The following is a 10,166-nucleotide window of genomic DNA, read 5'->3' on the forward strand; positions in this document are numbered from 1 at the left end:
GCATTCAACTACGAGAACGAGGGCTCGGTGGGCCGTGGGGTCGCAGCTTCCGGGGTGGCACGTTCGGACGTGATCGTCACCACGAAGCTCCCCGGACGGCACCACTCCTCGGCGAAGGCGCGCACCAGCATCGAGGAGAGCCGCTCCCGCCTCGGACTCGACGTGACCGACCTGCACCTCATCCACTGGCCCAACCCCAACCAGGACGAGTACGTCCAGGCGTGGGCCGCGCTCGTCGACGCGCAGGCCAGAGGCGTCGTCCGCCAGATCGGCGTCTCCAACTTCCTCCCGGAGCACCTTGAGCGCATCGAGCGGGAGACCGGGGTCAGGCCCGTGGTCAACCAGATCGAAGTGCATCCGTACTTCCCGCAGGACGAGCAGCTGGCCTACCACCGCGAACGCGGCATCCTCACCGAAGCGTGGAGCCCGTTGGGGCGTGCGAAGGAGCTCTTCGACGAACCCGTGATCAACGAGATCGCATCGTCCCGGGGTATCACCACCGCGCAGACGGTGCTCGCATGGCACGTGGCCCGTGGCACGGTCTCCATCCCGAAGGCCTCGTCACTCGAGCACCAGGTGACGAACCTCGCCGCCGCGGAGATCGTGTTGGACGACGCGGAGGTGGCCGCGATCACCGCGCTCGGTCGCCCGGACGGGCGCCTGTTCGACGCCGATCCCCGGACCCACGAAGAGTCCTGACGACCGCTGGTCAGACGTTCTGCGTGCCGAGGACCCGCAGGAACTCGAGCTTGCTCGCGGATTCGCTCCCCGGCGCTGCTGTGAGCACGATGAGCGCCTGCGACTCGTCCTCGGTGAACAGCGCCTGACAGTCGACCTCGATCTCACCCAGCTCGGGATGCACCATCACCTTGTGCTGCTCGAATCGTCGACTCACCTCGTGCGCGTCCCACAACTCCACGAACTCCGAGCTGCGCACCGTCAGCTCCGCAACGATGTCACCCGCCCTCGATCGAGCACCCATCACCCCGTATGCGGCACGCAGCGAGCCCACGAGCGCACGGGCCTGTCGCGGATGGTCGGTTTCCCGGTAGCGCAGCCGTTCGGTATCGGGGTAGGCGAACCAGCGGTAGATGCCGCTCCGGTCGAGTCCGGTGAGGGTGGTCGCGTCGCCGATCAGCGGACGGGATGCGTCGTTCTGCACGAGCACTTCGTCGAGCACCGAGACGACGAACGCGGGGGTGTCGTGCAGCCGGTCGAGCACGCGGAGGATGCCCGGGCGCACGTACTCCGCGTGCCAGGCACGATCGGGGGCGCTGTGTCCGCAGAGCCGGAAGAGATAGTCCCGCTCGTCTTCGGTCAGCCGCAGGGCCCGGGCCAGGGCGGTGAGGATCTGGACACTCGGCTGAGGCCCTCGTCGTTGTTCCAGTCGCGTGTAGTAGTCCGTCGACATCGTCGCCAGCTGCGCGACCTCTTCTCGGCGCAGACCCGCGGTGCGACGCCGCGGCCCTGCCGCGAGTCCGACGTCGGCCGGGCTCAGCGCCTCGCGTCGACGGAGGAGGAATTCGGCCAGTGCTTCGCGGTCCACCTCAGAAGTATCCCCCGCTGCCGGCTCGCGTTCCAGGGATCGCCCGTCCCTGGATGACCGCTCTCTGGAGCGGCTGCCACAGGAGGACGACGGTGGGGATATGAACATCAGCGGAAACACCATCTTCATCCCCGGCGCCACGAGCGGCATCGGTCTCGCTCTCGCGTTGCGGCTGCGGGAACGGGGGAACACCGTGATCGTCGGAGGGCGCCGCGAGGACCGTCTCGCGACGATCGCCGACGAGCACCCCGACATCCACACCGTACGGGTCGACACGACGGATGCGAGCAGCATCGAAGCAGCGGCGGCCGAGGTGCTCGCCGCGCACCCCGGTCTCAATGTGCTCATCACGATGGCGGGCGTCATGCGGGCCGAGGACTGGAGCACGCCCTCGGGATTCCTCTCCGCCGCGGAGGAGACGGTCGTCACCAACATCCTCGGCCCCATCCGACTCATCGCCGCTTTCGTCGAGCACCTCCGCGCCCAGGGCGACGCGACGATCATGACCGTCTCGTCCGGACTCGCGTTCGCCCCGCTCCGGGTGACACCCACCTACAACGCCAGCAAGGCCGCGATCCACATGCTCAGCGAGTCCCTGCGCCTGCAGTTCGAGGGGAGCAGCGTGTCGGTGCTCGAGCTCGAGCCTCCCGCTGTGCGCACGGCGCTCATGCCGGGCCACGAGGACAACGAGTCGGCGATGCCGCTCGACGAGTTCATCGACGAGGTCATGGCCTTGATCGAGGCCCAGCCCGACGCCGCCGAGATCCAGGTCGAGCGGGTGAAGTTCCTCCGCTACGGCGAGGCCCGCGGTGATTACGATCAGGTCGTCGCCACGCTCAACCGCATGGACCCGCACGGCCGGTGATGCGGAGCGGGGTGTCGGCTTCGCAACGATCCCCCGCTCACGGACGCAGGGATGCCGCCGCAGTCGTGAGGGCGTCGGCGGACTGGCGCAACAGGGCCAGCTCCCCGTCGGAGAACGATGTGTTCCGGATCGGCACCGCCCCCGTCGCGCTCACGATCGACGGCACCGAGAGTGCGACACCGTCGATACCGTGGAAATCACGCAGCACGGTACTCACCGGCATCACGGCGTGCTCGTCACTCAGGATCGCCTCGACGATGCGCGCACTCGACAGGCCGATCGCGTAGTTGGTCGCGCCCTTGCCCAGGATCACCTTGTACGCGGCGTCACGCACGTCCACGGCGATCTCCTGCAGCTCATCGAGGGTGAATCGCGGGTGCCCCGGAGTCTCCCACTCCAGGATCGGCACCGTGCCGATCGTGGCACGGGACCAGAGCGGGAACTCGGTGTCGCCGTGCTCGCCGATGATGTGCGCATGGACGCTCGCCGTCGAGACACCGGCGCGCTGTCCGAGCTTCCAGCGCAGCCTCGAGGTGTCGAGCACGGTTCCCGAGGCGAAGATGCGCTCGGGCGGAAGCCCGGTCTCCTCCTGCGCGATGACCGTCAGCACGTCGCAGGGATTCGTGACGATCACGTAGATCGCGTTCGGGGCGACCTCCAGCAGATCCGGCATCATGCCACGGATGATGCCTGCGTTGACCTCGGCGAGCTCGATGCGGGTCTGGCCTGGCTTCTGCTTCGCGCCGGCCGTGATCACGACGACGTGCGAACCCGCGGCGACGGAGATGTCGCTGCCGCCGATGATGTCGCTCGAGCCGGTGAACTGCGTGCCGTGAGCGAGGTCGAGCACCTCGGCCTCGACCTTCTCGGTCGCGATGTCGTAGAGCGCGACATGCCGCGCGGAACCCCTGATCAGTGCCGCATAGGCGACACTCGACCCCACACTTCCCGCGCCGACGACCGTGAGCTTCGAGTTCTCGATGATCTCCATGCGCTCAGTCTCGCAGTGGAACGTGTCGATGCGGGAGGGCTGTCGCCGGAAGAATGCCCCAGAACGGTCAGAGCGCGGCGGCCACAGCGTCGGCGGCGGTCGGATGTGTGAATCGGAAGCCGGACAGCTCCAGCACCTGCGGACGCACATCCGCATCCGGGAGCAGGAGCGAGTCGGCGGCATCGCCGAGTGCGATCCGGAGCGCCCAGGCGGGGGCGGGGAGCCAGAACGGCCGGTGCATCCGCTCGGCGAGAGCACGCCCGATGTCGTTCGCAGACGCGGGAGTGGGCCCCGTGAGGTTGACCGGCCCCGAGATCTTCGCGTCGAGGATGTGACGGATCGCACGCACCTCGTCGTCGAGTGAGATCCAGGGCCAGATCTGCGTGCCCTGACCGAGCGGGCCCGAGACGCCGAACCGGGTCAGCTGGATGAGCGGTTTGAGCACTCCTCGCCGATGGATGACGGGAGCGGTACGCAGCAGCGCGACCCTGGTGTGGTCCTCCGCGCGTCGGGCTTCGGCCTCCCACCGCACCGTCAGCTCCGCCAGGAACGTCTGCCCTGCAGCGGAGTCCTCCGTGAGGATCTCGCCGGGAGCGGAACCGTAGTAGCCGACCGCGGACGCCGAGACGAGAGCCGGAGCATCGGACCGCAGCGCACGGAGGGCGGTCGTCAGGGTGCGGGTGGCCTGCAGACGCGAGTCGACCAGCTGACGACGATAGCCGCGCGTCCACGGAAGTCGTCCGACGCTGGCACCCCCGAGCGCGACCACGGCGTCGGCGCCTGCCACGACATCAGGGTCGAGCGCGCTCTCGCCCGGCGCCCACTGCGCCTCATCCTCGGATCGCGGCGCACGACGCACCAGGGTGGTGACCTCGATACCGTCGGTGCGCAGCGAAGCGGCCAACGCGGAACCGATCAGGCCAGAGGCCCCGCTGATGACGATGCGTCCCGCCATGTGTGAAAGCTCCCCGCTGTCGATTCTGGAGTCCTGCCGTGCGGTACAGCGTACGCGCCGCGCTGCGCCCGCCCCTCGGGCCTTGCCTCGGCGACCGCGACGCGGTATGCACCGGGCCGGATCACTCGGCGCGCCTGTAGTGCGTCACGATCGCTCCGTTGCGCAGCGGCTCCGCCGAGACCAGTTCGAGCTTCCGCGTGTCGGACGATCGATCCCGGAACAGGGTCGGACCGTGCCCCGCGATCCGGGGGTGGATGAGGAACCGGTACTCGTCGATCAGATCGAGCCTGTCGAGTTCGGCGGCGAGGGCGCCGCTTCCGAGGAGAACACCCTCCGGCGTGTCGTCTTTGAGACGCTGCACGCCCTCTCGCAGGTTCCCGGCTATCCGATGGGTGTTCGTCCAGGGGAACTCATCGCGCGTGGAGGACACCACGTACTTGGGTTTGACCTCGAGAGCGAGCGCCCACTCGCGCAGCGCCGGCGGGGCCTCCACCTCGCCGCGAGCGACCGCGGGCCAGGCGTCCTCCATCATCTCGTAGGTCGTGCGACCCCAGAGCACGGCGCCGGAATCCTCCAGCAACCGCGTGAAGTAGGCGTGGGTCTCGTCATCGGCGATCCCCTCCTCATGGTCGACGCAGCCGTCCAGGGTGATATTGAGGCTGAAGGTCAGAAGTCCCATGTCGGGAGCCTAGATCCGCAGCGAGGCGACCGCCAGGGAGTCGACGGGAAGCCGAAGGGCAACGGACCCCGCATCTGCCCGATAAGGTCGCGATCATGGGTTTCTCGGTGCTCGGGCTCGCGCTGAGTCTCGCCGTGTTCGCCCCCAACCTGCTGCTGGTGTGGTTCCCTCCTCGACCGGCGATGGAGCGCGTCGCCGTGCCGAAGGTCGTCGAGGTCCTCGAACGTTCAGGGCAGGCACTCTGCGTGACGGTGCCGGTGATCACGGTGGGCGATCGCCCGCTCTGGTGGTGGGCGATCCCCGCGGCGATCCTCGTCGTGGCGTACTGGGCCCTCTGGGGGCGTTACCTCGTGTCGGGCAGACGACTGTCGTCGCTGTTCGCCCCGGTCGTCGGAGTTCCCGTTCCGATGGCGCTGCTACCGGTCGGCGTGTTCCTCGCCGGTGCCGCGTGGCTCCAGAACGCTTGGATCGCGATTGCGGCGGCGGTGCTCGCCGCCGGGCACATCCCGAACTCGGTGATCGCTGCGAAGCCTCGTTAGTGGTCGCGGCGGGGTGAGCCGTCTCGGTGGAGGTGGGCCCTGCCGGGATCGAACCGACGACATCCACGGTGTAAACGTGGCGCTCTACCAGCTGAGCTAAAGGCCCTGGTATGCCCAGTCTATCGGGCGGACGATGCGCACCCGTGTCGTGGAAGAGGGATAGGCTGAACCCGGCGCGCGTTGTGCACAGCTGACAAGGCTGCCCGTGTCGCTTCCCGTTTCCTTGGCATGACCTGCCAGCTTGACGAAAGGTTCCCCCGTGACCGTGCACGACCAGGATCCGTACTCCCAGGGTCCCCAGGACAGCGACCCGGAAGAGACGGGCGAATGGCAGCAGTCGCTCGATGAGCTGGTTGACGCCAAGGGCCACGGACGTGGCCGCGAGATCATGCTCAGCCTCCTCAAGCGCTCCAAGGAGCTGCACCTGGGCGTGCCGATGGTCCCGACCACCGACTACATCAACACCATCGCGCCGGAGAACGAGCCCGAGTTCCCTGGCGACGAGGAGGTCGAGCGCCGGTACCGCGCCTGGATCCGCTGGAACGCGGCCATCACGGTGCACCGCGCCCAGCGCCCCGGCATCGGCGTCGGTGGTCACATCTCGACGTACGCGTCCTCCGCGGCGCTGTATGAAGTGGGCTTCAACCACTTCTTCAAGGGCGCCGACCACCCCGGTGGCGCCGACCAGATCTTCATCCAGGGCCACGCCTCACCCGGCACCTACGCCCGCTCCTTCCTCGAGGGGCGCCTCACCGAGGACCAGCTCGACGGCTTCCGCCAGGAGAAGTCGCACGCGCCGAACGGCATCCCGTCCTACCCGCACCCGCGCCTGATGCCGGAGTACTGGCAGTTCCCGACGGTGTCGATGGGCCTCGGTCCGATCAACGCCATCTACCAGGCGATGTCGAACAAGTACCTCGAGAACCGCGGCATCAAGGACACGTCCCAGTCGCACGTCTGGGCATTCCTGGGCGACGGCGAGATGGACGAGGTCGAGAGCCGCGGACAGCTGCAGGTCGCAGCCAACGAGGGACTGGACAACCTCACCTTCATCGTCAACTGCAACCTGCAGCGCCTCGACGGCCCCGTGCGCGGCAACGGCAAGATCGTGCAGGAGCTCGAGTCGTTCTTCCGCGGCGCGGGCTGGAACGTCATCAAGGTGGTCTGGGGCCGCGAGTGGGACGACCTGCTCGCCCGCGACACCGAGGGTGCACTGCTCAACCTCATGAACGTCACCCCCGACGGCGACTACCAGACGTACAAGGCCGAGTCCGGCGCATACATCCGTGAGCACTTCTTCGGCCGCGACGAGCGGGCCGCGGCCCTCGTCAAGGACTACTCCGACGACGACATCTGGAACCTCAAGCGCGGTGGCCACGACTACCGCAAGGTCTACGCCGCGTTCAAGGCCGCGACCGAGCACAAGGGCAAGCCCACCGTCATCCTCGCGAAGACCGTCAAGGGCTACGGCCTCGGACCGCACTTCGAGGGCCGCAACGCGACCCACCAGATGAAGAAGATGACGCTGGACAACCTCAAGACGTTCCGCGACGCCATGCACATCCCGATCACGGATGCGCAGCTGGAAGAGAACCCGTACCTGCCCCCGTACTACAACCCGGGGCCTCAGGACGAGACGATCCAGTACATGCTCGAGCGCCGCAACGCGCTCGGCGGGTTCCTCCCGGAGCGCCGCTCGACCCACGTCGGGCTCTCCCTCCCGGACGATTCGGCATATGCCTTGCCCAAGAAGGGCTCCGGCACGCAGGAGATCGCCACGACCATGGCGTTCGTCCGCCTGCTGAAGGACCTGCTGCGCTCCAAGGACTTCGGTCACCGCATCGTGCCGATCATCCCCGACGAAGCGCGCACGTTCGGCATGGACGCCTACTTCCCGTCGGCGAAGATCTACAACCCGAACGGCCAGCACTACACGTCGGTCGACCGTGAGCTCCTCCTCGCCTACAAGGAGAGCCCGCAGGGCCAGATCGTGCACGTCGGCATCAACGAGGCCGGCGCCCTCGCCGCCTTCACCGCGGCGGGCACGTCCTATGCCACGCACGGCGAGCCGCTGATCCCGGTCTACATCTTCTACTCGATGTTCGGATTCCAGCGCACGGGCGACGCCCAGTGGGCAGCCGGCGACCAGATGGCCCGCGGGTTCATCATGGGCGCCACGGCCGGTCGCACCACCCTCACGGGTGAGGGACTCCAGCACGCCGACGGCCACTCGCACCTGCTCGCCGCCACCAACCCGGCGACGATCTCGTACGACCCGGCCTACGGCTACGAGATCGCGCACATCGTGCGCTCCGGTCTCGAGCGGATGTACGGCGGCCAGCACGAGGACCCGAACGTGATGTACTACATCACGCTCTACAACGAGCCTCTCGTGATGCCGGCCGAGCCGGAGGATGTGGACGTCGACGGCATCGTCCGCGGTATCCACCGCGTCTCCGTCGGCGAGGGCGAGGGACACCGCGCACAGCTGTTCGCATCCGGTGTCGGACTCCCCTGGGCCCTCGAAGCGCAGGAGCTGCTGAAGAAGGACTGGGGCGTGATCGCCGATGTCTGGTCGGTCACCTCGTGGACAGAGCTGCGCCGCGACGGCCTCGCCGCCGACGAGCACAACTTCCTGCACCCCGAGGCCGAGCCGCGCACCGCGTACCTCACTCAGAAGCTCCAGGGTGCCGAGGGACCGGTCGTCGCGGTCAGCGACTTCATGCACGCCGTGCAGGACCAGATCCGTCCGTGGGTCCCGAACCGCTTCGCCACTCTCGGTGCCGACGGCTTCGGCTTCTCCGACACCCGTGCCGCCGCACGGCGCTTCTTCAAGATCGACGGCCCGTCCATCGTGGTCCGCACGCTGCAGTCGCTCGCCGAGGACGGCAAGGTCGACCGTTCGCTCGCGGCCCAGGCGATCGAGAAGTACCGCCTGCACGATGTGAACGCCGGGACCAGCGGCAACGCGGGCGGCGAAAGCTGAGCCCTCGGTGACAGGTTCTTCTCCCTCCGGCATGGACAAGGCCGCGACACTCACCTGGCTGCGCCGGATCTCCGGTGACATCGCTTCGGTGACGATCAAACGCCTGGAGGACACCCTCCCGTGGTACGCCGACATGCCACCAGCCCGCCGCTCCGCGGTCGGGCTGGTGGCCCAGGCGGGCATCACCTCGTTCATCCAGTGGTATGAAGACCCCACCTCCACGCCGTGGATCGCCGCCGACATCTTCGCGGCAGCCCCGCGCGAGCTGCTGCGCAGCGTGAGCCTCCAGCAGACTCTGCAGCTCATCCGCGTGACGGTCGAGGTCACGGAGGAACGCGTCGCCGGACGAGGCGACGATCTGCGGGAGGCGATCCTCCTCTACTCCCGCGATGTGGCTTTCGCCGCCGCTGATGTGTATGCCAGAGCCGCCGAAGCCCGCGGACTCTGGGATGCCCGGCTGGAGGCCCTCGTCGTCGATTCGATCCTCACCGGCGAAGCCGACGAGGAGCTGCCGAGCCGGATCGCCGCACTCGGATGGCATGGTCATGGCGAGGTGGCCGTGCTCGTGGGCACCACGCCCGCGCAGTTCGACGTCGACCTGGTTCGTCGCACCGCACGCAAGCTCGCGGTCGACGTGCTCATCGGCGTGCAGGGTTCCCGGCTCGTGCTGGTCCTGGGGCGCGCCCGCGTCGAGGGGCAGGACGGCGAAGAGGAAGAGCTCGGGTTCCGGGAGATCGCCTCCCGCCTCGAGCCCTCGTTCGGTCCTGGCTATGTCGTGCTCGGACCGGAGGTCGCCGCACTCGTCGATGCGAGCCAGAGTGCCCGTGCCGCTCTCGCCGGTTTCGCGGTCGCCCGTGCATGGCGCGGTGCTCCCCGCCCGGTCGAAGCCGACGACCTGCTGCCCGAGCGCGCCCTCGCCGGCGACCCGCTCGCCAAGCAGACCCTCATCGAACGCATCTTCCGCCCGTTGCAGGCCCACTCGACCGACCTGGTCACCACGCTGTGGAGCTACCTCGACAACGGGCGCTCCCTCGAGGCCACGGCACGCGAGCTCTTCGTGCATCCCAACACCGTGCGATACCGCCTGAAGCGCGTCAGCGAGGTGATCGGCTGGGATGCCACCGGTCCCCGCGAGGCCCTCATCCTGCAGACCGCGCTGATCCTCGGCTCGATCGGCGCCGCAGACCAGGTCCGTCGACGCGCACCGCTTCGCCGCCCTTCGCGCTGAGTCGGCTTTCTGTACGCCACACACAAGGGTTTTTCGGAATCTTGTGATGGATCATCCACCGCTTCGCCCCGATCGTTGGCAGACTGGGTGGGTGATTGTCGTCGTATGCCCTGGACAGGGCTCGCAGACCCCCGGTTTCCTCGCCCCCTGGCTCGAGCTCGACGGAGTGGCAGACCGCCTCGCCGTGTACTCGGACGCCGCGGGGGTCGACCTGATCGAGCACGGGACGGTGTCGGACGCCGACACGATCCGGGACACGCGCGTCGCGCAGCCCCTGATCGTCGCCGCGTCGCTGATCGCCGGTGACGCACTGACGCAGCGAGCCGGACGCCGCGCCGACGGGATCGCCGGTCACTCGGTCGGTGAGATCGCCGCGC

At 68.2% G+C, this 10,166-nt stretch carries 10 protein-coding genes and 1 tRNA gene; 6 read left to right on the plus strand and 5 right to left on the minus strand.

Annotated features, from left to right (window positions below; translation table 11 throughout):
- On the plus strand, positions 1-699 hold a 699-nt coding region (locus AX744_RS12915; protein WP_061017307.1), incomplete at its 5' end, for an aldo/keto reductase.
- Positions 700-709: 10 nt separating this feature from the next.
- Here AX744_RS12915 and AX744_RS12920 read toward each other — a convergent pair.
- On the minus strand, positions 710-1,546 hold the full coding sequence (locus AX744_RS12920) for a helix-turn-helix transcriptional regulator (RefSeq protein WP_061017309.1): 837 nt from the start codon (positions 1,544-1,546) through the stop codon (positions 710-712).
- A 100-nt stretch (positions 1,547-1,646) separates the two neighbouring features.
- Here AX744_RS12920 and AX744_RS12925 point away from each other — a divergent pair, with 100 nt between their 5' ends.
- Entirely contained in the window at positions 1,647-2,411 is a 765-nt protein-coding gene (locus AX744_RS12925; RefSeq protein WP_061017310.1) for an SDR family oxidoreductase, read from the plus strand.
- A gap of 37 nt (positions 2,412-2,448) precedes the next feature.
- On the opposite strand, the gene AX744_RS12930 is transcribed toward AX744_RS12925, so the two are convergent.
- From AX744_RS12930 to AX744_RS12940, 3 genes are all read right to left on the minus strand, one after another.
- Complete coding sequence (locus AX744_RS12930) at positions 2,449-3,402, minus strand: L-lactate dehydrogenase (RefSeq protein ID WP_058631885.1); 954 nt, start codon at positions 3,400-3,402, stop codon at positions 2,449-2,451.
- Between the two features lie 67 nt (positions 3,403-3,469).
- On the minus strand, positions 3,470-4,357 hold the full coding sequence (locus AX744_RS12935; protein ID WP_061017313.1) for a TIGR01777 family oxidoreductase: 888 nt from the start codon (positions 4,355-4,357) through the stop codon (positions 3,470-3,472).
- A gap of 121 nt (positions 4,358-4,478) precedes the next feature.
- Positions 4,479-5,036 carry a dihydrofolate reductase family protein gene (locus AX744_RS12940; protein ID WP_058631883.1) on the minus strand — a complete coding sequence of 186 codons (558 nt, stop codon included), beginning with the start codon at positions 5,034-5,036 and terminating at the stop codon, positions 4,479-4,481.
- A 95-nt stretch (positions 5,037-5,131) separates the two neighbouring features.
- Between AX744_RS12940 and AX744_RS12945 the strand changes: the two genes are divergently transcribed.
- Positions 5,132-5,575 carry a hypothetical protein gene (locus AX744_RS12945; RefSeq protein WP_061017315.1) on the plus strand — a complete coding sequence of 148 codons (444 nt, stop codon included), beginning with the start codon at positions 5,132-5,134 and terminating at the stop codon, positions 5,573-5,575.
- A 33-nt stretch (positions 5,576-5,608) separates the two neighbouring features.
- Here AX744_RS12945 and AX744_RS12950 read toward each other — a convergent pair.
- A tRNA-Val gene (locus tag AX744_RS12950) sits at positions 5,609-5,681 on the minus strand.
- A gap of 153 nt (positions 5,682-5,834) precedes the next feature.
- Between AX744_RS12950 and aceE the strand changes: the two genes are divergently transcribed.
- The 3 genes from aceE to AX744_RS20325 all read left to right on the plus strand — a co-directional run.
- Positions 5,835-8,561, plus strand: a complete 2,727-nt coding sequence (gene aceE / locus AX744_RS12955) for a pyruvate dehydrogenase (acetyl-transferring), homodimeric type (protein WP_061017317.1) — start codon at positions 5,835-5,837, stop codon at positions 8,559-8,561.
- Between the two features lie 31 nt (positions 8,562-8,592).
- Positions 8,593-9,789: a PucR family transcriptional regulator gene (locus tag AX744_RS12960; RefSeq protein WP_061017320.1), complete on the plus strand. Its 1,197-nt coding sequence runs from the start codon at positions 8,593-8,595 to the stop codon at positions 9,787-9,789.
- A 91-nt stretch (positions 9,790-9,880) separates the two neighbouring features.
- Positions 9,881-10,166 (plus strand): ACP S-malonyltransferase (locus AX744_RS20325; RefSeq protein WP_197429233.1); only part of this gene is annotated, 286 nt, incomplete at its 3' end.

This window comes from Microbacterium sp. CCH5-D1 (assembly GCF_001557335.1).
In the GTDB taxonomy this organism is placed as follows: Bacteria; Actinomycetota; Actinomycetes; order Actinomycetales; family Microbacteriaceae; genus Microbacterium; species Microbacterium oxydans.